The 23,856-nt window shown below is 71.5% G+C and carries 24 protein-coding genes; 4 read left to right on the top strand and 20 right to left on the bottom strand.

What is annotated here, in order from left to right:
• Positions 1-24 precede the first annotated feature (24 nt).
• From OG625_RS18310 to OG625_RS18300, 3 genes are all read left to right on the top strand, one after another.
• On the top strand, positions 25-942 hold the full coding sequence (locus tag OG625_RS18310; protein WP_329381921.1) for a LysR substrate-binding domain-containing protein: 918 nt from the start codon (positions 25-27) through the stop codon (positions 940-942).
• 118 nt (positions 943-1,060) lie between these two features.
• A complete protein-coding gene (locus tag OG625_RS18305; RefSeq protein WP_329381918.1) occupies positions 1,061-1,219 on the top strand; it encodes a hypothetical protein in 159 nt (52 codons plus the stop codon).
• A gap of 13 nt (positions 1,220-1,232) precedes the next feature.
• On the top strand, positions 1,233-1,862 hold the full coding sequence (locus OG625_RS18300; RefSeq protein WP_329381915.1) for a disulfide bond formation protein B: 630 nt from the start codon (positions 1,233-1,235) through the stop codon (positions 1,860-1,862).
• Between the two features lie 41 nt (positions 1,863-1,903).
• Here the strand turns inward: OG625_RS18300 and OG625_RS18295 are convergent, their stop codons facing one another.
• The 15 genes from OG625_RS18295 to OG625_RS18225 form a co-directional block, all read right to left on the bottom strand.
• Positions 1,904-3,184 carry an ATP-grasp domain-containing protein gene (locus tag OG625_RS18295; RefSeq protein WP_329381912.1) on the bottom strand — a complete coding sequence of 427 codons (1,281 nt, stop codon included), beginning with the start codon at positions 3,182-3,184 and terminating at the stop codon, positions 1,904-1,906.
• Positions 3,181-3,492 (bottom strand): putative quinol monooxygenase, encoded by a 312-nt coding sequence (locus OG625_RS18290; RefSeq protein ID WP_329381910.1) that lies wholly within the window; start codon positions 3,490-3,492, stop codon positions 3,181-3,183. The genes OG625_RS18295 and OG625_RS18290 overlap by 4 nt, the downstream gene beginning before the upstream one ends.
• Entirely contained in the window at positions 3,492-4,433 is a 942-nt protein-coding gene (locus OG625_RS18285) for an NAD-dependent epimerase/dehydratase family protein (protein ID WP_329381908.1), read from the bottom strand. The genes OG625_RS18290 and OG625_RS18285 overlap by 1 nt, the downstream gene beginning before the upstream one ends.
• A gap of 45 nt (positions 4,434-4,478) precedes the next feature.
• Entirely contained in the window at positions 4,479-5,798 is a 1,320-nt protein-coding gene (locus OG625_RS18280) for an MFS transporter (protein ID WP_329381905.1), read from the bottom strand.
• Complete coding sequence (locus OG625_RS18275) at positions 5,795-7,123, bottom strand: hydrolase (RefSeq protein WP_329381902.1); 1,329 nt, start codon at positions 7,121-7,123, stop codon at positions 5,795-5,797. Before OG625_RS18275 ends, OG625_RS18280 begins: the two co-directional genes overlap by 4 nt.
• On the bottom strand, positions 7,120-8,373 hold the full coding sequence (locus OG625_RS18270) for an ATP-grasp domain-containing protein (protein ID WP_329381899.1): 1,254 nt from the start codon (positions 8,371-8,373) through the stop codon (positions 7,120-7,122). The genes OG625_RS18275 and OG625_RS18270 overlap by 4 nt, the downstream gene beginning before the upstream one ends.
• Before the next feature lie 61 nt (positions 8,374-8,434).
• Entirely contained in the window at positions 8,435-9,397 is a 963-nt protein-coding gene (locus OG625_RS18265; protein ID WP_329381896.1) for a transketolase family protein, read from the bottom strand.
• Entirely contained in the window at positions 9,394-10,236 is an 843-nt protein-coding gene (locus tag OG625_RS18260) for a thiamine pyrophosphate-dependent enzyme (protein WP_329381891.1), read from the bottom strand. Before OG625_RS18260 ends, OG625_RS18265 begins: the two co-directional genes overlap by 4 nt.
• Positions 10,236-12,086, bottom strand: coding sequence for a M20/M25/M40 family metallo-hydrolase (locus OG625_RS18255; protein ID WP_329381887.1), 1,851 nt, complete (start codon positions 12,084-12,086; stop codon positions 10,236-10,238). The genes OG625_RS18260 and OG625_RS18255 overlap by 1 nt, the downstream gene beginning before the upstream one ends.
• On the bottom strand, positions 12,083-13,144 hold the full coding sequence (gene argC / locus OG625_RS18250) for an N-acetyl-gamma-glutamyl-phosphate reductase (protein ID WP_329381884.1): 1,062 nt from the start codon (positions 13,142-13,144) through the stop codon (positions 12,083-12,085). The genes OG625_RS18255 and argC overlap by 4 nt, the downstream gene beginning before the upstream one ends.
• Complete coding sequence (locus OG625_RS18245; RefSeq protein ID WP_329381881.1) at positions 13,137-14,456, bottom strand: DegT/DnrJ/EryC1/StrS family aminotransferase; 1,320 nt, start codon at positions 14,454-14,456, stop codon at positions 13,137-13,139. Before OG625_RS18245 ends, argC begins: the two co-directional genes overlap by 8 nt.
• Positions 14,453-15,082: a degT/DnrJ/EryC1/StrS aminotransferase gene (locus OG625_RS18240; protein WP_329381879.1), complete on the bottom strand. Its 630-nt coding sequence runs from the start codon at positions 15,080-15,082 to the stop codon at positions 14,453-14,455. The genes OG625_RS18245 and OG625_RS18240 overlap by 4 nt, the downstream gene beginning before the upstream one ends.
• Positions 15,083-15,096: 14 nt before the next feature.
• Entirely contained in the window at positions 15,097-15,963 is an 867-nt protein-coding gene (locus OG625_RS18235; protein ID WP_329381877.1) for a RimK family alpha-L-glutamate ligase, read from the bottom strand.
• A complete protein-coding gene (locus OG625_RS18230) occupies positions 15,963-16,151 on the bottom strand; it encodes a lysine biosynthesis protein LysW (protein WP_329381874.1) in 189 nt (62 codons plus the stop codon). The genes OG625_RS18235 and OG625_RS18230 overlap by 1 nt, the downstream gene beginning before the upstream one ends.
• Positions 16,152-16,378: 227 nt before the next feature.
• Positions 16,379-16,528 carry a hypothetical protein gene (locus OG625_RS18225; RefSeq protein ID WP_329381872.1) on the bottom strand — a complete coding sequence of 50 codons (150 nt, stop codon included), beginning with the start codon at positions 16,526-16,528 and terminating at the stop codon, positions 16,379-16,381.
• 138 nt (positions 16,529-16,666) lie between these two features.
• On the opposite strand from OG625_RS18225, the gene OG625_RS18220 reads away from it, so the two are divergent.
• The gene (locus tag OG625_RS18220; protein ID WP_329381870.1) at positions 16,667-17,737 is read left to right on the top strand and encodes a helix-turn-helix transcriptional regulator; all 1,071 of its coding nucleotides are present in this window, start codon (positions 16,667-16,669) and stop codon (positions 17,735-17,737) included.
• 95 nt (positions 17,738-17,832) lie between these two features.
• Here the strand turns inward: OG625_RS18220 and OG625_RS18215 are convergent, their stop codons facing one another.
• From OG625_RS18215 to sigJ, 5 genes are all read right to left on the bottom strand, one after another.
• Positions 17,833-18,609 (bottom strand): SDR family oxidoreductase, encoded by a 777-nt coding sequence (locus OG625_RS18215; protein ID WP_329381867.1) that lies wholly within the window; start codon positions 18,607-18,609, stop codon positions 17,833-17,835.
• Between the two features lie 50 nt (positions 18,610-18,659).
• Positions 18,660-19,553, bottom strand: a complete 894-nt coding sequence (locus OG625_RS18210) for an RNA polymerase sigma-70 factor (protein WP_329381864.1) — start codon at positions 19,551-19,553, stop codon at positions 18,660-18,662.
• Positions 19,554-19,646: 93 nt separating this feature from the next.
• The gene (locus OG625_RS18205; RefSeq protein ID WP_329381862.1) at positions 19,647-20,546 is read right to left on the bottom strand and encodes a phosphorothioated DNA-binding restriction endonuclease; all 900 of its coding nucleotides are present in this window, start codon (positions 20,544-20,546) and stop codon (positions 19,647-19,649) included.
• A gap of 150 nt (positions 20,547-20,696) precedes the next feature.
• Positions 20,697-22,808 (bottom strand): MMPL family transporter, encoded by a 2,112-nt coding sequence (locus tag OG625_RS18200; RefSeq protein ID WP_329381859.1) that lies wholly within the window; start codon positions 22,806-22,808, stop codon positions 20,697-20,699.
• A 19-nt stretch (positions 22,809-22,827) separates the two neighbouring features.
• The gene (sigJ, locus tag OG625_RS18195; RefSeq protein WP_329381856.1) at positions 22,828-23,805 is read right to left on the bottom strand and encodes an RNA polymerase sigma factor SigJ; all 978 of its coding nucleotides are present in this window, start codon (positions 23,803-23,805) and stop codon (positions 22,828-22,830) included.
• Positions 23,806-23,856: the final 51 nt, after the last annotated feature.

Below are 23,856 nucleotides of genomic sequence, written 5' to 3'. Positions count from 1 at the left end.
GGGCCCGGTCCATAGGGTGGTCCTGTGAACGTGCCGCACCTCTCCCCGCGGGTCCCGGACCTCTCCGCCCTCGAACTCCTCCTCAGCGTCATCGAGCTGGGCAGCATGGGCCGGGCCGCCGAGGCACACGGCATCAGCCAGCCCTCCGCGAGCTCCCGGCTGCGCTACCTGGAGAAGCTGGTCGGCGTTCCCGTCCTGGAGCGGTCGACCCTCGGCTCCCGGCCCACCGCGGCGGGGGCGCTGATCGCCGAGTGGGCGCGGGTGGTGGTCGACGCCGCGCACCAGCTCGACGCGGGCATCGACGCCCTGCGCGAGCGGCGCCACTCCCAACTGCGGGTGGCCGCCAGCCAGACCATCGCCGAGTACCTCTTCCCCAAGTGGCTGATCGCCCTGCGCTCGCGCACCCCGTCGACCGTGATCGCCCTGCACGCCGGGAACTCCGAGGACTCCGCACGGGCCGTGCTGGAGGGCCGGGCGGAGATCGGCTTCATCGAGAGCCCGCGCGCGCCCAAGGGGCTGCAGAGCCGGCTGGTCGCACGGGACCGGCTCCTCGTGGTGGTGGCCCCCGGCCACCCCTGGGGCGCCCGGCGGGCGCCGATCGGCCTCGACGAGCTCGCCGCCACCCCGCTCATCCAGCGCGAGCCCGGCTCCGGTACCCGTACCTCCTTCGAACGGGCCGTCACCGCGCGGCTGCCCGGATGGAAGCCGACCGCCCTGCTGGAGCTGTCCTCGACCACCGCCATCAAGACGGCCGCGGCCGCCGGGGCGGGCCCGGCGGTGCTCAGCTCGCTCGCGGTGGAGGCCGAACTGGCCGCCGGCACGCTCGTGTCCCCGCAGGTGCGCGACCTGGACATGGCCCGCGCGCTGCGCGCCGTATGGCCGGCCGGACAGACGCCGAGCGGCCCGGCGCGGGACCTGTACGCCATCGCGCGGCGGCCGTAGCGGTCGGCGTACCGGGGTCATAGAACCGGTCTATGGACCCATCGACCGGATGCCGCTACCGGCGCCCGGTCCCCTGCCGGAGGGTGGAACCGCAACCCCCCAATGAAGCAGGGACACCATGTACAGCATCCTCTTCCTCTTGATCACCGCATGCGTGTGGGCGGTCGTGCGCGACTGGCCGCGCAGGTCACAGCTGCTGCTGTGGGCGGGGACCCTGGCGCTCACCGCGCTGGCGTTCCTCCCCCACCTCGACCGCGCCTTCGGCCTGAGCTTCTGAGGAGGAGCCGACCATGACCAGCACCACCACCCTCGCCCCCGCCCGCACCGCCGGGCTCTCCAACCGCCTCGGCCTCTGGTTCGCCCACGCGTACGTCCTCGGCATGTGCGCCACGATCGGCGGCGCGTACGTCTTCCAGTTCGGGCTCTGGGAGTACCCCTGCCCCATGTGCCTGCTGCAGCGCATGTTCATGCTGCTCAGCGCCGTCGGCCCCGCCATGATCGTGGCCCGCTCGCGCAGGGGACCGGTGACCACCGCCGATTTCGCCTCCGGGTGGGGCGTCGCCATCGTGTCGGCGCTGATCGGCAGCACCGTGTCCGGGGCGCAGGTCCTGATGCACATCGTGCCCCCGGACCCCGGTTACGCCGGCGCCCTCTTCGGCCTGCACCTCTACACCTGGGCCGCGATCACCTTCGGCCTCGCCGTGCTGGCCGGCGCCGTGAACCTGGCCCTGGCCCACTCGGCCCAGCCCCTCGACGCCGCGCAGACCTCCCCCGCCCTGCGCCGGGCGGCCGGCTTCACCCTCGCCGTGCTCGTCTTCTTCGCGGTGAGCAACCTGCTGGCCTGCTTCTTCCTGCAGGGCTTCCACTGGCAGATGCCCGGTGACCCCACCGGCTACCAGCTCTTCACCGACCTCCTCTGAGGAGGCCGGTGGAGCGGCCGGCGCGGCGGGCGCCGGCCGTCTCAGCCCGCATTCGCTTCCTCGTCGGCGACGTGGAAGCGAATGCGGGCCGCGAGCTCCTCGCAGCGCCGGACGGCTTCCGCGCGGGTGGGCGCGGTGGCGAACACGTAGCCCTTGTCGCAGGCCAGGAGGGAGTCCATGGCCGCCACCGTGTCGCCGACGTGCTTGCTGATCACCGCTCCGGCCTCCTGGCCGGTGAAGCTCTTCAGGAAGGGGATCATGTGCGGAGGCGTGGTCCCCGCCGGGACCCAGCGGACCGGCACGGGGAGGTCGTCCACCCCGGTGATGGCGGTGATCCGCCCCGCATCCGAGTCCAGGAAGCGGATCGCGGAGCCGCGCTCGGGCCTCGGGGCGACGTCCGGGAGCCGGTCGATGCCGAGCGGGACGGTCATGAAGAGCCGGGCCGGGTCCCAGCCGGTCGACCGATTGACCATCTCGGGGATGCCGGAACCGGAGAGCCGGTTGTGGGTCTCCAGCAGCCGCGGTCCCTTGGGGGTGAGCACGAACTCGCTATGCGAGGGGCCGTCGGTCAGGCCGACCGCGTCGAGGACGCCGGCGGTGAGCTCGTGGAGGGCGGCCAAGTACGGCGCCGCCTGGTCGCTGGAGACGCTGCACTCCCACTCGACGAAGTGCTCGTTCACCTGGTACTCGCAGATGCCCAGCACCACGTGGTGGCCCCGGTGGGAGAACGCCTCGACGCTGACGACGGGGCCCTCCAGGAACTCCTCGGCCAGCACGCCGCCGTAGCCGAAGGCGGCCACCTCCCGCACCGCGCGGGCGGCGTCCTCGGCGTTGTCCACCTTGTGGATGTGCAGGCTTCCCGCGCCCTGGCCGGGCTTCAGGACGATGGGACCGCCGGCCCGCTCCAGGAACTCGACCGCTTCGGCCTCGCTGTGGATCTGCCGGTAGAGCACCGGGCTCAGCCCGTGCCGGTCCAGCGCCTGCCGGGTCAGCGCCTTGTCCTGGATGGTCCGGGAGACGTCCGGGCTGGTGCCGGGAAGGCCGAGCTTGGCGTTGACCTCGCCCACCGACACCGCGGCGAGCTCGGTGGTCGTCAGGATGAACTCGAACGGGTTCGCCTCGTGCAACGGCTGGAGCAGCGCGAGGAGTTCACCGGCGTCCGTGATGTCGCCGGTGAGGATCGCGGAGCAGTGCGGCTCGGCCTCGGCCCGGTCGAACTGGCCCTCCGTGTGGACCAGGGTGACGTCGATGCCCAGTTCCCTGGCTCCGTGGACGGGGGCGGGACGGCCACCGACTACGGCGATGCGGCGCGGGGTGGTCATGCGGTGGCTCCTTCGGACGTGGTCCCCAGGGGGACGCTCGGGTGAATCTCGCGCTCGATGCGCGGGAGGATGTCGGGGAGGTAGATGTCCTGGATGGCGGACAGCTCGCCGTGCGCCTCCCAGTGGTCGCGGCTGGCCCAGCGTTCGACGAGGACGAACCGGCCGGCGTCCTCGTGTGACTGGTACGCCTCCCAGCTCACGCAGCCGTTCTCGGCGAGGCAGACCGGGCGCATCCGGGCCAGCGCGTCGGCGACCGGGGCGATGTCGTCCGGCTTCGGTACGCGGACGATGACGATGAGGTCGAACATCACTGCTCCTGGGCTGTCGTACGGGCGAGTTCGGGGAGCCATTCGGCCACGGGGGCGAAGGCGTGGCCGAGCGAGGCCAGCCGGGTGGTCGTGACCCCGAAGTCGACGGGGAAGGAGAACGGGGACAGCGCGGGGTCGCCGGCCGGGTCGTCCTTCTCGATCACGGTCGCGGTGAGCCCCGTGGCCCGTTCGACGGCGGCGCACATGTCGAGGGGGCCGGCGCTGTCGGGCGAGGCCACGTTGACCGTGCCCGTGACCTCGGCGGTGGCCGCCCAGGCGAGGAACCGGGCCGCGTCCGCGGCGTGGACCAGGGAGGTCCGGCCGTGCCGCTTGTGCACGACGACGGGCTCCCCGGCCGTGATCCGGTCGTGGTGGAAGCGGAACCGGCCGGTGAAGTCGCCCTCGGCGGCCAGCACGTGGGCCACCCGGGCGATCATGACGGGCACCTCGGCGCTGCGCACCAGCGCGGCCTCGGCCTGGCGCTTGCCCTCGCCGTAGTTGGCCTCCAGGTAGGAGAGCTCGCCCCACGGGAGGTCGGTGTCGTACTCGTACTTCGCCGGGTCGAGCTCGTCCTCGTGGGCGAAGGCGCTGATGGCCGGCGCCGGGACCCGCCACCGGAAGGTGTCGGTGTTGTAGACCTCGACGGTGCTGGTGAGGATGATCCTCCCGGCCCGGTCGCCGAAGGCCCGGGAGGCCTCCAGGGCGGCGATCGGGGTGTAGCACATCTGGTGGATCACCGCGTCGAACCGCTCACCGGCCACGGCGGCCGCCAGCTCGCCGGGTTGGTTGACGTCGGCGCGCAGCCGTCGTACCGAGTCCCCGAACGGGTCGGCCGTCCGGCCGCGGGTGATGACGGTGACGCGGTGGCCCCGGTCGAGCAGTTCCCGTACGAGGATCTTGCCGAAGAACCGGGTTCCGCCCACAACGCAGATGTCGGCCATCTGTCGTCCTCCTCAATCTTTCCTGTACCGATCGTGTTTCCGTGACTAGGCGGAGGCCGCGTTGGCCGGCTGCGGCACGGGCTCCGCGGCGGCTTCGGGAGCGGTGGCGGTGGCGGTGGCGGCAGCGGCGTCCGGCACGGACACGGCGCTGTCGTTGTCCTCGTCGCGGCTGAGCAGGCAGATGACGGCGCAGACCGCCGCCACCGCGGCCGTGACGTACCAGTTGCCTCCGGGCACGCCCGCGTTCCGGGACAGGTCGAACAGGGCCCCGGCGAGCAGCGAGCCGATCATGTTTCCGGCGCTGCGGAAGAAGTGCATGGCGCCCATGGCCTTGGCGAGCCGGTCCTCGGGGACCTTGCGGGCCACCCAGATGTCGAAGGACGGCACGAAGAGGATCTCGCCGAGCACCACGACGAGGCAGCCGACGACGACCCACGGGGCGGTGCGGCCGGCGCCGAAGGCGAGGAACGCGGCGGTCATGCCGGTCAGTCCGACGGCCATGACGGCGCCCGGACGCAGGTGCCTGATCAGGAACTTGAAGACCGGGTACTGGAGCACCAGCACGCTCAGTCCGGTGATCCAGAACGGGGCGGAGGGGGCCCACTGGTCCACGAACTCCTGCATGTGGAGCGGGATGCCGACCACGAAGCTGATGGACAGGAACCAGAACACGGCCGACAGGAGGAAGTAGCGCGTGGCGCCGCGGACTTCGATGCCCTTCAGCACCGCGGTGCTGAACAGCGGCGCCCGGGTCCGCCCGGCCTGCTGCTTCCCCGGCTGCTTCCCGGGTGCTTCGGCGCGGTCGGGGTCGGTGAAGCCGTCCCGGGGGATGAACGACGAGGCGACCAGGCAGTAGACGAGGAAGATCGCGAAGACCAGGGTGAAGAGGGTGCGCAGGTCCACGCCGGCCATCAGGCCGCCGAGCAGCGCGCCACCGAACAGGCCGACCTGGCCGCACATCTGGAAGGTCGAGAAGGCCTTGGGGCGTTCGCTGTCCGGGAAGGACACCAGGATGTTCTTCAAGCCGGGGAAGGAGGCCCCGGAGCCGAAGCCGATGAAGAAGGCCAGGATGCCGTAGGCCGGCAGCCCGTCGGTGAAGCCCATCAGGCCCAGGGCCACCGCCTCCACGGCGGTGCCGAGGAAGACCGCCCCGCGGACCCGCAGGCGGGCCGCGAGTCCTTCGTAGACGAAGGTCGCGAGCAGCCGGCCGATGTAGGTCATGCACATGACCACGCCGGCCCAGAAGCCGCTGCCGGTGCCGCCGAGCGTGGCGACGAGTACGGGGAACCAGATGAAGCTGCCGGTGTTGGCGAGCAGGATGCCGGCGTTGACGCCGATGAGGGCGCGCCTGCGTTCGGTGGTCACAGTGCGGCCTTGCCTTTCGTCTCGTGGGAGCGGAGCTCCGCGATGGCGTGCGCGAGGGCGGGCCGGTCGATGGGGACCCCCCGCACGACGGTGGCCAGCGGGAGGGCGGAGAGGGGTCGGCCGGGCGCGTGGAGGTTGTAGGTCGCGCTCTCCCCGACCGTGAGGTGGTGCGCCACGGCGGGCTCCCCGCGCAGCTCGTCGAAGTAGCGCCGGCCGCCGACGGTGGCCTGGTGGCGCAGGGGGGCCGCCAGCGCGGGGTCGTCGCCGCGGAGGGCGTCGAGCTCCCCGAGGAAGGAGTAGCCGTGGTAGGCGCCCAGGTTGCCGGAGTCCGTTCCGACCAGCAGGTTCCCCTCGCGGAGCGCGGTGAGGGCGTTGCGGCGCATGTCGGCCAGGGCGGCGGTGCGGGTCTCCTGGCAGCCGTACTCGATCCCGAAGGGCTTCTCGATGCCCCGGACGAACTCCAGGTTGTAGCCGTCCTGAGTCTCCAGGAAGCCCTCCCGGCCGTACTCGGTCAGGAACTCCTCCCGGGTCATGATCATCGAGCGCAGTCCGGCGAGGGTGGAGACGAACCGGGCGCCGGCGAGCCCCTCCCACTCCGCCCCGGTGAGGGTCCGGTCGCGGACTGAGTGCGCGAAGAGGCGGAAGCCGCACGCGTACGCGAACAGCGTCTCCTCCAGGGTGTTGCAGTCGATGACGGCCGTGACACCGCGCTCGGCGGCCATCCGGGCGGTGAAGCGCATGACCCGCTCGGAGAGCCGGGAGAACTTCACGGGACTGCCCGGCTGCTCGGTGCCGTCCGTGAACATGACCTTCAGGAAGGTGCCGCCGCGTTCCCGGTTGGTCCGCAGCGCGTGCTCCAGGTCGGCCTCCACGGCGAGCATGTGGACCGGGGCCGGGAACTCCACGCCGTGACCGGTGAGTCCGGCGCCGTTCGTCATCGCGGTCACCGCGTAGCCGCAGTGCACGAGCTCCGGGTACGGCCACGGCGAGGAGACCTTGCCGGACTCCCACGCGTCGGCCAGCAGCGGGAACCCGAACATGTCCACCACGTGGGTGACCCCGTGGTAGAGGTACTGCAGGGCGGTGATCCGCGGGTCGTCGACCGAGTCGTCCCAGTTGGGGGGCAGCGAGACGTGGGCGTGGGTCTCGGTGTAGCCGGGCCACAGCTCGTTCTCGTCGCCGCGGCGCGGTCGGCCGGTGCGCTCGATGCCGGTGAAGACGCCGTCCGCGACGGTCACGTCGAAGAGGGCCTCGGCGTCGATGGCCGGGACGGCCACGCCCCGCAGGACGAGCGGGCCGGGCCGCTCGGCGGAGGCCCCGCTCATCGGGCGACCTCGACCTTCATCCGCAGGTCGATGGCGTCCAGGCCCTCCTCGCAGCGCTTGTTGACCTCGTCGCGGCCCTCGCCGGTGAAGATGATGTGGCCGATCCAGTCGAAGTTGCTCTTGGAGAGCCGGCTGACCTCGGTACCGGGCTTCTTGTACGCCTGGGCGCCGTGGAAACCGGGCAGTTCCGCCAGACCGTCGAAGCCGATGGAGTCCACGGTCCCGGCGATCGGGGCGCCGAACCAGTGGCCGCCCGCGGTGGTCCGGCCGGGGAAGGGGAGCTCGGGGGTCTCGCCCAGGGCCTGCCGGATGACCTGCAGGTAGGCGTCGACACCGGAGGAGATCTCCATCAGCGTCGGCACGATCCCGCCGATCAGACGGCCGTTGACCTCGCACAGCACCGGACCGTCCGGACCGAGCAGGAACTCGGTGTGGATGAAGCCGAAGTCCACGCCCAGCTCGTCCAGGATCCCGGTGGTCATGGCGAACAGCTCGTCCTGGAGGGGGTGACCGCTGAAGTAGGTGGCGCCCATCTCGATGAAGTGCGGGAACCCGCTGAGCGGTCGGTCGGTCAGGCCGAGGTTGACGACCTCGCCCTTGGCCAGCACGCAGGACTCGACCGAGATCAGCTCGCCGGTGACGAACTCCTCGATCAGGATGTCCGGGATGCGCACGACGCCGCGCCCGTAGTCGACGACGTCCGCGAGCTCGGCCAGGTAGGCGGTCAGGTCGTCCTCGTCCTTCAGGTGCAGGACGTGGAGGCTGGCCGTGCCGTCCGAGGGCTTGACGACGCAGGGGAACCCGACCTCCCGTACGGCGGACTCGATGTCGTTCACGTCGGCGACGTGGGCGAAGCGCGGCTGGCGGATGCCGGTGCCGTCCAGGGTGAGGCGGGTCAGGTGCTTGTGCCGTGCGTTGCGGGCGCCCTCGACGCTCATGCCCGGGAGGCCGAGCGCCTTCGCCACCGAGGCGGTGTGCACGGTGTGGTACTCGCTGTAGGTGGTGACGCCGTGGATGGGGCGCTCGGCGTGCAGGTCCGTCGCCAGCGCGATGAGCTCGTCTATGGAGAACGCCTGCTCGCTCTTGACGACGTGGCAGTTCGGGTGGGCGTAGGCCGCCTCGGCCAGCGGGGAGGCGCCGAGGTAGAAGTCGGGGTCGACCGACACCAGGGTGACCTCGTGCCCCAGCTCCAGGGCGTTGGCGATGCCGGCGATGCCGTTCGGGTTGCATTCGATCATGAGGATGTGCATGGCGGAGCTCCTGAATTCTGTTGGTGGGACCGGCCGTTGGAGAGGAGAGGGGGCGCGGGGATCAGGCGGCGGCCTGCGCGGGGCGGTAGCCGCCCCGGGCCCGGGACACCGCCGCGAGCACGGCGGGCAGGTCGAGGCCGAGCGCGGCCATGACCTCCTCGTGGTCACCGCCCTGCGCGGGCCAGTTCTGGCCGGCGGCCACCGAGGTGACCTCGCAGCCGGGCATGAGCAGTGCCAGCGCCTCGGCCGCGCCGCCCTGGCCGCGGTGCTCCTCGACGACCACGAACCGCCGGTGGTGCCGGGCGAGTTCGGCGGCGGACGCGGCCAGGTGCTCGTGGTCCAGGTAGACCAGGTGCGCGTGGGAGGTGTCCGGGGAGGCCCGGCGGGCCTCCAGGGCCAGGCGGGTGCCCTCCTCGCCCACCGAGACCAGGCACACCGCGTCGGAGTCGTGGCCGGAGCCGGAGCCGCTGCGGAACTCCCAGGTAACGGGCGGGGGCACGTCCGCGTCCCCGTACGGGTCGAGGGAGTCGTACGCGGCGTTGCGGCCCGTACGGATGTAGTGCGGCTTCCCGGACCGTGCGGCCTCCCGGACCACGGCCCGCATCTCGGCCTCGCCGTAGGGGGCGGCGATGGTGACGCCCGGGATGCTCCGCAGGACCGCGAGGTCCTCCAGGCAGTGGTGGGTGGTGCCGAACCAGGCCCCGGAGACCCCCGCGTACGGGGCGACCACGGTGACGCCGGCGGCGAGGTAGCCCAGGGTCAGCTTCAGGCTCTCCGCCGCCCGCAGCGCCGCGAACGGCGCGAAGGTGCTGATGAAGGGCTTGTAGCCGGCCGCGGCCAGCCCCGTCGCCATGTCGACCATGGCGCCCTCGGCTATGCCGAGGTTGAAGAAGCGGTCCGGGTGGGCCGCCTCGAACGGGTGGCCCTTGCCACCCAGGTCGGCCTCCAGGCAGATGACGGAGGTGTCGTCGGCGGCGATCCTCGTCAGTTCGTCCCGGTAGGCGTCACGTCCCGAAAGACTCATCGGATCGCTCGCTTCCACTTGGCGGCGCGGGTGGCGTCGATGGATACGTAGTGGGAGCCGGCCTTGCCCTGTACGGCGGCCACGCCCTTCCCCTTGACGGTGTCGGCGATGACCGCGAGCGGCCGGCGGGCCGCCGAGCGGTCGGCGGACAGGATCGCGGTCAGCGCCCGCAGGTCGTGCCCGTCGGTCTCGGCCACCTCGAACCCGAAGGCGGCGAACCGCTCGGGGAGCCGGTGCAGCGGCGAGATGTCCTCGACGTAGCCGTCGTTCTGGCCGCCGTTGCGGTCGACCACGAGGACGAAGTTGCCCAGCTGCTGGGCCGCCGCGACCTGGCAGGTCTCCCAGACGAGCCCCTCCTGGAGCTCCCCGTCGCCGGCCACGGCGATGCCGAGGCCGTCCTGCCCGCCGATGCGGCGGGCCAGCGCCCACCCGGCGGCGTACGGGACGCCGTGGCCGAGGCTCCCGGTGGGGAAGCGCACGCCCGGCACCTTGGGGCCCGGGTGGCCGGTGTAGGGGTGGCCGGCCAGCCCGTACAGCGGGGCGGGGTTCTCCGGCAGGACACCGCTGACGTGCAGGGCCGCGTACAGGCCCGCCGCCGCGTGTCCCTTGCTCAGGACGACCTCCGTACCGTCCCCCGCCGAGGCCCGGTGCAGGGCCGCGATCAGGATGTCGAGCACGGAGAGGCTGCCGCCGAGGTGGCAGCCGCGCGTACTGGCCGCCATGTCGACGATGAGGCGCCTGGCCTGCACCGCACGTTCGGACAGGGTGGCGAACAGCGCGTCCTCGGCGTCGCCATCGGTTTCGACCACCGTGGGGGGTGTGTCGAGCAGGACGGTCATCAGCGGCTCCCCTCGGGCAGTGCGAACCAGCGGTTGACCGCGTCGGCCAGCAGCGAGCGCGCCGTGCGGTACTCCATGCCGCCGATCCGCTCCTCGTCGGTGTGGTCGAGGGCCGAGTCGCCCGGCCCGTACGCCACCATCGGCACGTCGCTCCACGTGGTGGCCAGGGTGTTCATGTCGGACGTGCCCTTCTTCACCACGAACCGCGGCCGGATGCCGGCGTCGGAGAAGGCCCGGGTGAAGACCTTGACCAGCGCGCTGGAGCGGCTCCCGGAGTAGCCCGGGGTGGCCCGCAGGACCTCGATGGTCACGCCCTCGCGGCCGAGGCCGAGCGCGGCGCCGCGCAGTGCCGGGAGGTCCGCCGAGGGCGGCACGCGGAAGTTGAGGATCCCGGTGGCCCGGTGCTCCTCGCGGCCGGTGCCGCAGCTGATGTCGATGACCGCGCTGAGCGCGTCCGGCGCCTGCGAGAGGACCGCCTCGCGGATCCCGTCGAGGGCCCGGATCAGCAGGTCCGGGGCGGACACCGCGTCCATGCCCGCCGAGTGGCCGCTGGCCACCGACGCCGTCACCTTGAGCTTGAAGAGCCCGAAGTAGCCGAGGGTCAGTTTCTGCGAGCCGCTGGGCTCCCCGATGACGACGGCGTCCGCGGGGTAGTGGTCACGGACGTGGAAGGCGCCCTTGGAGGAGGAGATCTCCTCCTCGACCGCGCCGACCACGCGCAGCTGGCCGTCCTCGGGGATGTCCGCGTGGGCGAGCACCTCCAGGAAGTTGGCCAGACTGCCCTTGGCGTCGACGCTGCCGCGGCCCCACAGTTCGTCCTCGCGCCATTCGACGGGCCAGTGGTGGGGGACCGTGTCGAGGTGGCCGAGGAGCAGCAGGCGCCGGGGGCCGGTGCCGCGGGTGGCGACGAGGTTGCCCGCCTTGTCGACCTCGGCGCTCATGCCGCGCTCGCGGCACCAGTCGGCGAGGAAGGCGGCGAGTTCCGCCTCGTCGCCCGAGACCGAGGGCACCGAGACCAGCTTGGTGAGCAGGGCGAGGTCGGCGGAGGGCTCCCGGGTACGCCAGAACCGGGTCCAGCCGGAGGGGTCGGACATGGTGTGCGGCCCGGTGACCGCCACGTCCGCGCTGCCCTCCAGGGCCATTTCGGCCGCGCGCACCTTCTGGCGCATGCGGCCGCCGGCGTACCGTGCTCCGTCGCCGGGGTAGGCGTTCTCCAGCGTGGAGCGGGGATCGGAGGGGTCGGTCAGCAGACCGGGCGTGCCGGTGACCAGCCGCAGGTGGTCGGCGTCCAGCGCGTTGCTGAGGACCGCGGCCAGCACGTCGGCGTCGACGTTCAGCGGCGAGCCGCCGTCCGGGTCGGCGACCGGCGGGGACACGCAGACCACGTCGTACGCGTCCAGCAGGGCGTTCAGCCGCACGGTGTCGACGGCGGTGGGGACGCCGACGCGGTGGTCGCGGACCACGAGCGGCCGGTCCTCGGCGGACAGGGCCTTCAGGGGCCGGTTCGCCCGGCCGGTCACCAGACCGCCGCGCGCGGCGACGGCGGTGAACACGCTCAGCCCGAGCGCCCGCAGCTCCGTCTCCACGGCGGGCAGGGTGACCCGCTCGTAGGCGTCGACCAGGTGCGCCATCTCCGCGGGCGGGCAGTAGCGCACGGTGTCGCCGTTGGCCAGCCGCAGCTGCGGCATCGGGCGGCCGATCGCCCCGTAGTGGCGCTCGATGCCGGTCGCGCCGCCGGCGACCACCAGCACCCGGGCGCCGCGGGCCACGAGGCCCGCCACTTCCTGGTGGATGGTCCCCCGGTCGAGGGTGGCGCTGCCCGCCTTGATCACGTACAGGGGCCTGGTCACGGGGACACCGCCGTGGTGGGCAGACCGGCCGTCTCGTCGAAACCGCAGAGCAGGTTCATGGCCTGGATGGCCTGGCCCGCCGCGCCCTTGATCAGGTTGTCGAGGGCGGCCACGGCGATGCACTGCCCGTCGCGGACCGCGATCGCCACCTCGGCGACGTTCGAGCCGACGACGGCCTTGAGCATCGGGAAGTCCTGCGGGGCCTTCGGCGCCGGGCGGACCCGGACGAACGGCTTGCCGACGTACGCCTTGGCGTAGGCGCGCTTGACGTCCAGCGCCGAGACCTCGGGGCGCAGCCGGGTGTACGCGGTCACCATGATCCCCCGCGCCACGTCGAGGCTGTGGGTGGAGAACTGGAGGTCCAGGGTCGCGCCGGTGTACTCGGCGATGGCCTGGTGGATCTCCGGCGCGTGCCGGTGCCCGTACAGCTTGTGCACCCGGAAGTTCCCGGTGCGCTCGGCCGGCGGTTCGTCACTGCCGCGCCCGCCGCCGGTGGAACCGGTCTTGGCGTCGACGATGACGTGCTCCTCCACCAGGGACTCGGCGAAGAGCGGGTAGAGGGCGTAGATGCTGGTGACGGCCATGCAGCCGGGCAGGCTGATGAACCGGCTCTCCGGGACGGTCCGGCTCAGCTCCGGCACGAAGTACGCGAAGTCCTCCAGCGGCGGGTGCGCCGAGGTCTTCGGGTAGTGGGTTCCGATGTCCCCCACGTCCCGCAGCCGGAAGTCGCCGCCCAGGTTGAGGACGCGCTTCGCGTGCGCGGCGATCAGCGGCAGCCGCTCGGGCAGCGCGCCGGTCGGCAGGCACCCGAAGGCGATGTCGACGCCGTCGGTGTCCGCGAGCTCCGAGAGCGGGCGGAACTTGAGGCCGCCCGCCTTGGGGTGGTTGCGGATCCAGGGGTGGACGCTGCCGATGGTGGCGCCCGCGTTGCGTTCCGCGGAGAGGAAGGCGAGCTCCACGCCGGGGTGTTCGAGCAGCAGGCGGATCACTTCTCCGCCTGTGTACCCGCTGCCGCCGATGACGGCGACGCGGATCTTGGAGTCTCCGATGTCAGCCAAGGCGGGCCGCCTTCTCGTACGGACGGCGGTAGTCGCCGGCCTCGACGAGCTTGCGGACGGCGTCCGGGCGCCGCGCGACCTTCGTGAAGGCGTCGGCGTAGCGCCGGGCGCGTTCCCACTCGACCGGCGAGCGCAGCTCGCGGCAGAGGACGAGGGTGCTGTCGAGCATCCCGAGGGTGACCGGGAAGTCCTCCGGGCGGTGGTCGCGCACGGCACCGGGGTTGAGCGAGAAGGGGTAGCCGTTGCCGAAGCCGTCCCGGTGCTGGAAGGGCAGGTGGCAGGGGATGGGGGTGTTCTGCCACTCGCGGGCGGGGACGCCCTCGGCGACGAGGAGCTCGTGCACCGCTTCCTTGACCGCGTGCACGGGGAGGTCGCCCAGGCCGACGGCCTCGGGATGCAGGGTGATCCGGTACATGTTGTACGCGTGCACGTGCCCCTCGGGGACGTGCGGCGGGGTGAACAGGCCCGTCTCCGAGAGGGCTTCGCCCAGCAGGGTGGCGTTGCGCGCACGGATCTGGTCGTAGTACGGCAGCCGCTTGAGCTGGCTGCTGCCGAAGGCCGCGGCGACCCAGGACATGCCGTAGTCGATGCCGTGGCGCGCCAGGTAACCGACGGCCCGGTCGTAGGCCTCCTCGGTGGAGAAGAAGGCGATGCCGCCCTCGCCGCCGAGCGGGAAGTTCTTGTCGGCCATCAGGCTCTGGCCGGCGGCGTCGCCGAAGGAGCCGGCGACCTGGCCGTCGATCTTGGCGGAGTGGGCGTGCGAGGCGTCCTCGACGAGGGCGAGGCCGTGCTTGTCGGCCAGGGCGCGCAGCGCGGTCACGTCGGCCGGCAGGCCGTGGACGTGGACCGGCATGAGGGCGCGGGTCCGGCTGGTGATCGCGGCGGCCGCGGCCTGCGGGTCCATGCAGTAGGTGAGCGGGTCGATGTCGACGAACACCGGGACGGCGTGCGCCGCGACGACGGCCTGCGCGGTGGCGATGAAGGTGAACGCGGGGACGATCACCTCGTCGCCGGGCTGCACGCCGGCGCCGACCAGGGCCATGTGGAGGCTGGAGGTGCCGCTCGCGGTCGGCAGGGCGTACTCGGCGCCGACGTAACCGCGGTAGGCCTCGGCGAAGTCGGCGACGACCTTCTCGGGTACCTGACGCTGCGCGAGCATCAGGTTGAAGACGTCCTCCTTCGTGATGACGGGGAAGAGGGTGCGGCGCAGGGCCTTGGGGATCATGGCCCCGCCGCCGAGGGCGGCCAGTTCCGCCTCGATGTCCGCGGCGGCGGGCAGGGGCAGCGGGGCTGCCGGGAAGTCAGTGATCATGAGCGTGCTCCGGATGTGGCGGCGGGTCGCGCCGCTTGGGTCAGGGCCATCCGCGCGCAGGCGGCCACCAGGGGGCTCAGGCGGTAGTTGAACTGGACGCCGGGGACCAGATCGGGGTCGGCCTCTTCCTGCGTCCACATCGTGCGCAGGTCGTAGGCGCCGAAGATCTTCAGGCGCTCGGCGCGGTTCCAGACGTCGGGGTCGTCGGTCAGGACGGCCGCGGCCGGTCCGAAGCCGAGCCCGGTGAGGTCCACGACCAGCGCGGGGGCGGTGGACCCGGCGGCCAGCTCGGCCAGCCGGTCCGCGTTGCAGGCGTCCAGCGCCAGGTAGTCGTACGCGACCGGACCGTCGCCGCCGACGGCGACGCCCAGCCAGTTCAGGAACGCCTCGGTGTCCGCGTCCGCACCGGCCACGGAGATGGTGTCTCCGTGGCCGATGCGCTGGCCGGCGAGTGCCGCGTGTACGGCGCCCGTGCGGCTGTTGAGCAGGACGGCCTTGGCGCGTCCGGTCTGCTTCGTGAGCAGCCGTTCCAGACCGGGCAGTTCCCGGTCGCTCTTCTCGATGCTCATGACCACGCCCGAGGTGAGGACGCGGGCGAGCACCGTGGCGGTGTCGAACAGTTCCATGGGTCTTCTCCGTCTCACGCGGCCACGGCCGCGAGCTGCTGCGCGACGTAGGCGGCGAGGTGGCCGGCCACGTTCACTCCGTGCACGGCGGAGGAGCGGGCGAATTCGGGGTTGGCGTTCACTTCGAGCACGAGCAGCTCGCCGGTGGCGCGGTTCTCGACGAGGTCCACTCCGTAGAAGCCCTCGCCGAGGGCGTCGACGACCAGGCCGCAGAGCTTCTCGATCTCCGTGGTGATCTCGACGCGCTGGACCTCGGCTCCGAGGTGGGTGTTGGTGCGCCAGTTGTCGGAGACGCGCTGGATCGCGACCACGGGAGTACGCCCGACGACCACCACGCGCAGGTCGTGGCCCGGCTTGTCGATGTACTCCTGGACGACGACGGGGAACAGCTTCCCGGCGGCGTCGGCGGACTCGCGGCCGCCGGCCCAGGCCTCGACGCACTCGACGTTGGTCATCTTGGTGACCCCGCGCCCCCAGGACCCGCTGACGGGCTTGACGACCGCGGGCAGGCCGAACTCCGTGACGGTCGAGCGGACCTGGTCGTAGCTGAAGGCGTGCCGGGTGGTGGGGTGGGGGATGCGGTGCCGCGCGAAGATCAGGGACTGCAGTCCCTTGTCGTTGCACGTCTCGATGGCCGCGGCACGGTTGAAGGTGGGGATCGCGGCGTGCTCCAGCCGGCGGGAGACGCTGATCGCTTCACGGTGGGAGAGGTTCCTGATGAGGACGAGACCGGGCGGGCCCGTGTGGCCCGCCACGACCCCGGCCAGATCCTCGATGAGCAACGGCTGTGCCGTCAGGCCCTCGTCACGCAGCGCGCCGAGAATGAGCTTCTCGTCGGGCCGCAGCATGGTGACCGAGAGCAGGACCTGGGCTTCGGACATCACTCGCCCCAGTCCTCTTCCACCTCGGGGGCCAGGTCCAGGCGCACGAGGGCGCCGGACTTCTCGACCACCTCGTGCTCCTGGCCGCAGGCCGTGCACTCGGTGATTTCACCCTTTTCCCAGTCTTCCTGAATTTCGAATTCCGAGTCGCATACGAGGCACTTCGGGGCCGCAATGGCGGTGGTCATTACGAATACTCCTTCGGTAAATTGGCATGCCGAAATATCCGGACGGTGAGTCTTTGCCTGCTTGGTCCGTGAGAAGTTGGCGAGATCAGTGGCCGAAAATCACCCAAACCGACGTGGGGTTACGGTGATGACCGCGATCCAGCAGATCCTTCTGATCCGGCGGATGAGGCGCCCGCCCGGGGTGAACTGTCGGAAGCCGCAGTTCATCGCGTGGCGATGGCCGGGGCTCAGCCCCAGCCCGGATCCGGGGTGGTGGTGGTGCCGGCGGCGGCCGTCGTGCGATCGGCGTCGCCCGGAATGGCGGAGAGTCCGATCAGTACCGCGGCGGCCACGGCGAGCGTGCCCAGAACTTTGCGCAGAAAGTGACTGAGGTCCATTTCTTGTTCCCCCTGGGTATTTCGATCGAGCCGGTGTGTTCTGCTCTTTCTGAGAAGAGAGTGGCTCAAGGGGAGAGGTTGCGGGAAGTACCCACAGGCATCAGGATCATGCACTGCGGAAACCTGAAGGGGGAACACATGTGCACCAGACCCGATGACCTTGGGGACGGGGACCATGCAGAGATCTGCGAGGAGGGGCGACGGGTCTACCGGCTCGCACTCTCACACGGTTCGGTGGACGAGGCCGAGGCTCCCGCCTGCCTGTCCGAGCTGGGGCTGCTGACAGCCTCGGTGGGGGACCCGGACATGCTCGTACCGGTACCGCCGTCGGTCGCGACCGCGGCCCAGGCGTACCCGGTTGAACAGGCCATTCTCGTGCAGCAGCAGCGTCTGGCCGCGCTGCGCTCGTCGATGTCCGAGGTCGAGAGCATCTACCAGGAGGCACGTCAGCACGGGGACCCGGCCGTGGAGCGGCTGGTCGGACCGGCCGTGATCGCCGCGGCACTGGACGAGGCCAGCCAGTCGACCAAGGAGGAACTGCTGACCGCCCAGCCTGGGGGGAGCAGGCCGGAGGGGATCCTCGCAGAGTCCCTGAGACGGGTCGTGCAGGCCCAGGAGAGGGGTGTCGTCCAGAGGACTCTGTACCAGCACACGGTGCGCGCGCACGGCCCGACCCTCGACTACATCAGGACGGTCACCGAGGCGGGGGTCGCGGTGCGCACCCTCGACGAGGTCTTCGACCGGCTGATCGTCTTCGACCGGTCGGTCGCGTTCATCCCCGACAAGGGGGCGGGTGAACGGAGCAATCACGCCCTGGTCATCCGGGACGTCGCCATCGTGCACTTCCTCGCGTCGGTCTTCGAGCACGCCTGGGAGCGGGCCGAGCCGGTCGCCTTCAAGCCGGCCCAGCAGCGTCCCCGGCTCCTCACGGACAAGACCCGGCTGCGCGTGCTGCAGCTCATGGTCGACGGCTACACCGATGCCGCGATCGCCAGCCGTCTCGGCATGAGCACCCGCACCGTGGCGACCCACCTGAAGAAGGCCTCGGACATGCTCGGCAGCAACAGCCGTGCGCAGCTGGCCTACTTCACGGCCCGGACCGGCCTCCTGGGCGACTCGTCGGCCGAGGCCTGCCTGTGCGGCACCCAGAGCCACGGGGGGTGCGGAGGCTCCGGAGCCGACCACGACACCGCCGGCCTGGGCACCTGACGGTCCCCTGGCCCCCCGCTGCCGCCACCGACACGTGGCGGCGGCGGGGAGTCAGGGCCGCGGGGTCACGGCCCGCGGGGTCACGGCCCGCGGGGTCAGCGGGCGACCCGCTCGGCGAGGTACTGCTCCCAGGTACGCGTGCCGAGCGCGTGGCCGGGGGCGGTCAGGTGGCCGGCACGCCAGGCGGCGCCGATCCTGCCGGGTACGCGGACGGGGAGCACGACGCGGCGCTTGCCGGCCGCGCGCAGCCAGTCCTTGGCGAGGCCGGCGGCCGGGTGCACCGCCGGTCCGGCGAAGTCGGGTACGTGCCCGCCCGGGGCGCCGATGGCCAACTCGACCAGCCGGTCCGCCACTTCGCCCGGGTCGACCGGCTGGCAGCCGGTGCCGGACGGCACGAGGACCACCGGGAGCTTGGACAGGGCTCCGAAGGCGAGGTCGAGCAGCGCGGGGAACTGGGTGGCCCGCAGGTTGGTCCAGCCGATCCCCGAGGCGGCGAGCAGCCGCTCGCCCTCCAGCTTCACCCGGTAGTACGGGTAGGGGATCCGGTCGACGCCGACGATCGAGATGTTGACGACGTGCTCGACGCCGGCCCGCTTCCCGGCTTCCAGCAGGTGCCGGAAGCCGGGGATGTCGTTCTTGAAGTGCCGGATGTCGCTCGCACAGTGGATGACCGTGCGGACGCCCGCGAGCGCCTCGTCCAGTCCGGTGCCGGTGGTCAGGTCGCCGGTGTACCAGGCCACCCCGGAGTCGTCCGGCGCCGCGGTCCCGCGGGTGAGCGCGCGGACCGGGCGGCCGGTGCGGCGGGCCCGCTCCAGCACCTCGCGGCCGAGCACGCCGGTCGCGCCGGTCACCAGCATCGTCTCGTCAGTCATCAGTCTCGGCCTCTCGTTCGCGTCGCCGTCACCGATGAAGAACCGACGGGTCATGCGTTCTGTGACAGCTCCCGGAGCTGAGTGGCGAGGAAGGTCAGTTTGTCCGGGTTCCGAACGAGCCGGATCCCGGTGATCCCGCCCTCGCCGAGCTCCAGCACCCCGAACGCGGTCAGCTCGCCGTCCTCCCAGCCGACCACCACCGGAACGCCGTTCGCCTCGGCGAACCCGATCCGTACGCCGCTCACCCACCGGGAGAAGAGACCGACCAGGAAGCGGGCCACGGCGTCCCGCCCGACCACCGGCCGACGGGCCGCGCTCACCTTGCCGCCGCCGTCCGACCAGACGACCACCTGGTCGGCGAGCAGCTGCTCCAACCGGTCCATCGCACCCTCGGCCGCGGCGGCCAGGAACCGGGCGAGCAACTCGCCGTCCTCCTCCCGCGAGGTGGTGAACCGCGGCCGGCCGTCGGCCAGGTGCTGCTTGGCCCGGCGGTAGAGCTGGCGCGCGTTCGCCTCCGAGGAGTCGAGGACGCCCGCGACGTCCCGGTGGCTGTAACCGAAGGCGTCCCGCAGCACCACGCAGGCCCGCTCGGGGGGCGACAGCCGCTCCATCATCGTCAGCACCGCGAACGACACCGCGTCCCGCTGCTCAGCCGTCTCCATCGGCCCCAGCACCCCGGCGGCGGTCTCCACCGGCTCGGGCAGCCACGGGCCGGGGTACTCCTCGCGCCGCGCCCGGGCGGAGGTGAGCCGGTTCAGGCACAGATTGGTGACCACCTTGGCCAGCCACGGCCCCGGCGCGACCACCTGACCGGGCTCGACCCCGTGCCAGCGCAGGTACGCGTCCTGCACGGTGTCCTCGGCCTCGGCCGCCGAGCCGAGCATCCGGTAGGCCAACGAGAACAGCCGTCGCCGGTGGCTCTCAAACTCCTGTGCCATGTCCATGACCCAAAACTACTGCTGCCACGAGCGGCTCCACCGGACCGCCGAACACACCAGAGCGCCGCCGGAGCGGACGGCGGACGGACGGCCCGACGGTCAGGAGACGGCTGCCGGCCGCGGGGTGCCGTGGAAGACCTGGTCGGTGTGCCAGGCGCGGTGGGCCGCCGCGACGGGGCTGACGCCCCGTTGAGGGCCGATGAGCGGGCGCCCGGCGAGCGCCGTGACCTGCTCGCGGGCGGCGGAGCTGCGGCCGACGAACCGCTGCGAGACCAGGACGCGGTGGCCGTCGCCGACGCCGAGGACGCCCTTGTCGAAGAGCCTGTGGTGCAGCGAGCAGAGGCAGAGTCCGTTGTCGACCTCGTCGGGCCCGTCGAACGCCCACCAGCGCACGTGCGCGGCCTCCAGCCCGACCGGCACCGCGCCGATGCTCCCGTCGTAGCCGCAGAAGGCGCACTGGTACTCGTACGCCGTCAGCACCAGCTCCCGCATCCGCCGGTCACGCTGCCTCCGCGCCTCCGAGGGCCGCCCGGCCTCCGACGGCTCCGGCTCCAGCTCCAGGCCGACGGCTCCGCACAGTTCCTCGTGGAGGGAGGGCGGGAAGTTCACGTCGAGGAGCACCCGCGCCATCCGGCCGAGCAGCGTCGGCTCCCGCCGGAGCGCCGTCCGCAGTTCGGGGGCCAGCCGTCCCGCGGCGCCCGACGCCCGCAGCTCCCGCACTCCGCTGCCCGGACTGCCCTGTCCGTGATCGGTGCGCACTTCCCACACCTCATCGCTCACCAGATGGTGGAACGGGTAGGCGGGGGTGGTCTTGTTGGGCGGACCGTACTCGGCGAGCAGCCGCTTCAGGTCCTCCTCCACCGCGCTGTACCGCAGCTCGCCGTGGGCGTCCTGCTGGTACCGGCCGAGGGCGTAAAGGAACAGCAGCGGCTTGTGCGGAGCGCGTGCCCCGCTCCTCGTCCACTGCCTCAGCTTCGCGGTGCGCTCCAGCCAGTCCATGACCGGCGATCGTAGTAGGGCCTCATCGAACACTCGTGGACACCGGCCCCGGCCGAGACGCCGACCGGGACGGGGCAGGGGAAAGGCCCCGCTGCGAGCAGCGGGGCCTTTCGGGCCGTCCGGCGCCGGACGGCCCGTGGTGGAAGGCCGTCACCTGCCGCTGAGAGCGGGTTCGAGGTCGGGCTTGTCCGCCGGCGGCTGGGGGGCTTCGTGGTGCTTGAACAGTTTGCTGGGCCACCACATCCACCGACCCACGTCCAGGGTCAGCGCGGTGACCAGCACCGAGCGGACGATCATGGTGTCCAGCAGCACGCCGAACGCCACCGCGAAGCCGAGCTCGGCCGCGAACACCAGCGGCAGCGAGGCCATCGCCGCGAAGGTACCGGCCAGCACCAGACCCGCCGAGGTGATCACACCCCCGGTGGTGGACAGACCGATCAGCGCGCCGCGCCGGGTGCCCTGCAGCAGCGCCACTTCGCGTACCCGGGTGACCAGGAAGATGTTGTAGTCGATGCCCAGGGCGACCAGGAACACGAACGTCAGGAGCGGGAAGGAGGCTTCCGCGCCGGCGAAGCCGAACACGTGGTTGAACACCAGGCTGCTCACGCCGAGGGCCGCTCCGAACGACAGCACCACCGTCGCCATGAGCAACAGCGGCGCGACGATCGCCCGCAGCAGCAGCGCGAGGATGAGGAGCACCACCACCAGCACGATGGGGATGATCACCTTGGAGTCGCGGGCGGCCGCTTTCTGCGTGTCGAGCATGATCGCCGTGCTACCGCCGACCTGGGCATCCGCACCCTCGACCTCGTGGACCGCGGTTCTGGCCTCCTCGACGGTGCGGATCGCGGCCTTGCTGCTGGGGTCGGCCTCGAGTTCCCCGAGCATGATCGCCTCGCCGTCCTTGACCATCGGCGACGAGACACCGACGACTCCCGGTACGCCGGACAGCGCGGTCCGCACCTGCTCCGCCGAGGCAGCCTTGGCCACCACGACGACGGGGTCGCCCGACCCGGCCGGGAAGTGCTCGGACTGGATCTTCTCGCCGACGGCCATCTGCGGTGTGCCGGTGAACTGGTCCTTGTTGGACAGTCCGTCGGCCTTGAGCCCGAGCATCCCGATCGCCATGACGCCGAGCACGAGCGTGGTGCCGATCCACACGATCCGCGGCCGGCGGGAGACGGAGGTGCCGACCCGGGTCCAGACGCCTTCCTTGGTCGCCTCGGCCGCTCCGTACGACGGCTTCACCGGCCAGAAGATCCAGCGGCCGCAGATGACCAGCAGGGCAGGCATCAGCGTGACCATGGCGAGCAGCCCGACGAGGATGCCGACGGCACAGGCCGGCCCGAGCCCCTGGGTGGAGCTGAGGGTGGCCAGCATCAGCAGCATCAGGCTGACCGCGACGGTCGCGGCGCTGGCGATGATCGCGGGACTGGAGCGGTACAGGGCCTCTGCCATGGCCTCGTGCCGGTCCTCGTGCTTCAGCAACTCTTCCCGGTACCGCGAGATGAGCAGGAGCGCGTAGTCGGTGGCGGCCCCGAACACCAATACCGTCAGGATGAAGCTGGTCTGCTTGTTGACGACGAGTCCGGCGTTCTTCGCCAACAGGTAGATCACCGCCTCCGACGTGACCAGGGCGACGCCCACGGTCAGCAGCGGCAGCAGGGGCAGCAACGGGCTGCGGTAGGTGAGCAGCAGCATCACGACGACCACCAGTGCGGTGATCGTGGTCAGGGCGCCCCCTCCGCTGAACGCCTTGATCGAGTCGGACGCGTAACCGCCCGGTCCGGTGACGTGGAAGCCGAGACCGTTGGCGTTCTCCTCGCCGACCTTCGTCATCGCGTCGACGGTCTTGCCGATCCCCTCCCAGCCCGTCTTGTCCTTGTGGAGCTGGACCACGGTCTGGATGGCCTTGCCGTCCTGGGACTTCAACGGCCCCTGAGGCTGCCCCACGACGTTCTCTATGCCCTTGAAGGCTTCGGCGTCGGCTTGGGCCTCGGCCATGTCGGCAGGGGTGACGCCCTCCGGCCGGTCGTAGATCACGATCGCGGGCACGGTGTCGGCACGCTGGAAGTTCTCGGCCCGGGCGACGACCTTGGTCGACTCCGCGTTACCGGGCAGCCAGGCCGAGTTGTCGTTCTCCTCGACTTCGCCGAGCTGGCCGGCCAGCATCAGGACCGGGATCAGCAGGGCCGCCCAGAGCGCGAGGACGACCCATTTCCCCACTCTTCCACCGGGCAACGAAGCAATTCTTCGCATCATGTTGTCGATTCCTCAGTGATCAGGCGACGTGAGAGAGCTTGTCGGGATTGGCGACGGTGTAGATCCCGCACACCTGGTTCCCGTCCGGAGTGAGGTCGAGGACGAGGACGGCGTAGAGGGTGTCGCCGGCGAAGAGCAACGCCGACGGGTCGCCGTTGACGCTGCGGTAGGTGATGGTGAGGCCCATGCCGGAGCCGGGGGCGACAGCCGCGAGCAGGCGGGCGACCTTGTCCCGGCCGTGGACCGGGCGCAGGCCTCCCGGCGCGTGACCCTTGCCCCCGCCGTCGCCCCACAGGGTCACCTCCGGTGCCAGGATTTCCAGGAGGCCGTCCAGGTCACCGCCGAGCGCGGCGGCCATGAACCGTTCGGTCACCTGCTGCCGGATCTGCGGGGCGGGCTCGTAGCGGGGCCGCCGGGCGTGGACGTGCTCGCGGGCCCGGTGGGCGAGCTGGCGGATCGCCGCGGGACTGCGGTCGAGGATTTCCGCGATCTCGGTGTGGGCGTAGCCGAACACCTCGTGCAGGACGAACACCCCGCGTTCCAGCGGAGTGAGGGTCTCCAGGACCACCAGCAGCGCCATCGAGACCGACTCGGCGCGCACTGCCACATCAGCGGCATCGTCGGGGCCGCTCGTATCGGTCAGGGGGCCGAAGAGCGGTTCGGGCAGCCATGGCCCGATGTACGTCTCGCGGCGGCGGCTGATGGCGGCCTGGTGGGCGAGGGCCCGGTTCACCACGATGCGCACCAGGTAGGCACGCGGATTGTCGATCCCGCCCGCGCCGAGTGTCTCGTTCCTGGTCGTCCAGGACAGCCATGCCTCCTGCAACACGTCCTCGGTGTCGGCGACGCTGCCGAGCATGTTGTAGGCGATGGAGAACAGCAGCTCACGGTGGTTGTTGAACACCTGTGTCGAGGTGCTCGCCACCGGATCGGACGTTGCCTCCCGCAGGCTGCCTTCGGACGAGGCGGCCGGCGAGTCTGGCGGGGTCTGGGACATCGTGAGGCTCTCTCGTCGCTGGTGCATTGCGAACTGAGAGCGGTTCAAGCC

It is taken from the genome of Streptomyces sp. NBC_01351, from assembly GCF_036237315.1.
In the GTDB taxonomy this organism is placed as follows: Bacteria; Actinomycetota; Actinomycetes; order Streptomycetales; family Streptomycetaceae; genus Streptomyces.
This window is presented reverse-complemented; position numbering and strand designations above follow the sequence as displayed.

Excerpts from the sequence above, each read along its gene's own strand:
- OG625_RS18225 (WP_329381872.1), bottom strand. The coding sequence starts at position 16,528 with ATGGACCTCAGTCACTTTCTGCGCAAAGTTCTGGGCACGCTCGCCGTG.
- OG625_RS18215 (WP_329381867.1), bottom strand. The coding sequence starts at position 18,609 with ATGACTGACGAGACGATGCTGGTGACCGGCGCGACCGGCGTGCTCGGC.
- OG625_RS18210 (WP_329381864.1), bottom strand. The coding sequence starts at position 19,553 with ATGGACATGGCACAGGAGTTTGAGAGCCACCGGCGACGGCTGTTCTCG.
- OG625_RS18285 (WP_329381908.1), bottom strand. The coding sequence starts at position 4,433 with ATGGCCGACATCTGCGTTGTGGGCGGAACCCGGTTCTTCGGCAAGATC.
- OG625_RS18300 (WP_329381915.1), top strand. The coding sequence starts at position 1,233 with ATGACCAGCACCACCACCCTCGCCCCCGCCCGCACCGCCGGGCTCTCC.
- OG625_RS18200 (WP_329381859.1), bottom strand. The coding sequence starts at position 22,808 with ATGATGCGAAGAATTGCTTCGTTGCCCGGTGGAAGAGTGGGGAAATGG.
- OG625_RS18290 (WP_329381910.1), bottom strand. The coding sequence starts at position 3,492 with ATGTTCGACCTCATCGTCATCGTCCGCGTACCGAAGCCGGACGACATC.
- OG625_RS18270 (WP_329381899.1), bottom strand. The coding sequence starts at position 8,373 with ATGCACATCCTCATGATCGAATGCAACCCGAACGGCATCGCCGGCATC.
- OG625_RS18260 (WP_329381891.1), bottom strand. The coding sequence starts at position 10,236 with ATGACCGTCCTGCTCGACACACCCCCCACGGTGGTCGAAACCGATGGC.
- OG625_RS18275 (WP_329381902.1), bottom strand. The coding sequence starts at position 7,123 with ATGAGCGGGGCCTCCGCCGAGCGGCCCGGCCCGCTCGTCCTGCGGGGC.
- OG625_RS18220 (WP_329381870.1), top strand. The coding sequence starts at position 16,667 with ATGTGCACCAGACCCGATGACCTTGGGGACGGGGACCATGCAGAGATC.
- sigJ (WP_329381856.1), bottom strand. The coding sequence starts at position 23,805 with ATGTCCCAGACCCCGCCAGACTCGCCGGCCGCCTCGTCCGAAGGCAGC.
- OG625_RS18230 (WP_329381874.1), bottom strand. The coding sequence starts at position 16,151 with ATGACCACCGCCATTGCGGCCCCGAAGTGCCTCGTATGCGACTCGGAA.
- OG625_RS18240 (WP_329381879.1), bottom strand. The coding sequence starts at position 15,082 with ATGGAACTGTTCGACACCGCCACGGTGCTCGCCCGCGTCCTCACCTCG.
- OG625_RS18235 (WP_329381877.1), bottom strand. The coding sequence starts at position 15,963 with ATGTCCGAAGCCCAGGTCCTGCTCTCGGTCACCATGCTGCGGCCCGAC.
- OG625_RS18265 (WP_329381896.1), bottom strand. The coding sequence starts at position 9,397 with ATGAGTCTTTCGGGACGTGACGCCTACCGGGACGAACTGACGAGGATC.
- OG625_RS18245 (WP_329381881.1), bottom strand. The coding sequence starts at position 14,456 with ATGATCACTGACTTCCCGGCAGCCCCGCTGCCCCTGCCCGCCGCCGCG.
- OG625_RS18295 (WP_329381912.1), bottom strand. The coding sequence starts at position 3,184 with ATGACCACCCCGCGCCGCATCGCCGTAGTCGGTGGCCGTCCCGCCCCC.
- OG625_RS18305 (WP_329381918.1), top strand. The coding sequence starts at position 1,061 with ATGTACAGCATCCTCTTCCTCTTGATCACCGCATGCGTGTGGGCGGTC.
- OG625_RS18205 (WP_329381862.1), bottom strand. The coding sequence starts at position 20,546 with ATGGACTGGCTGGAGCGCACCGCGAAGCTGAGGCAGTGGACGAGGAGC.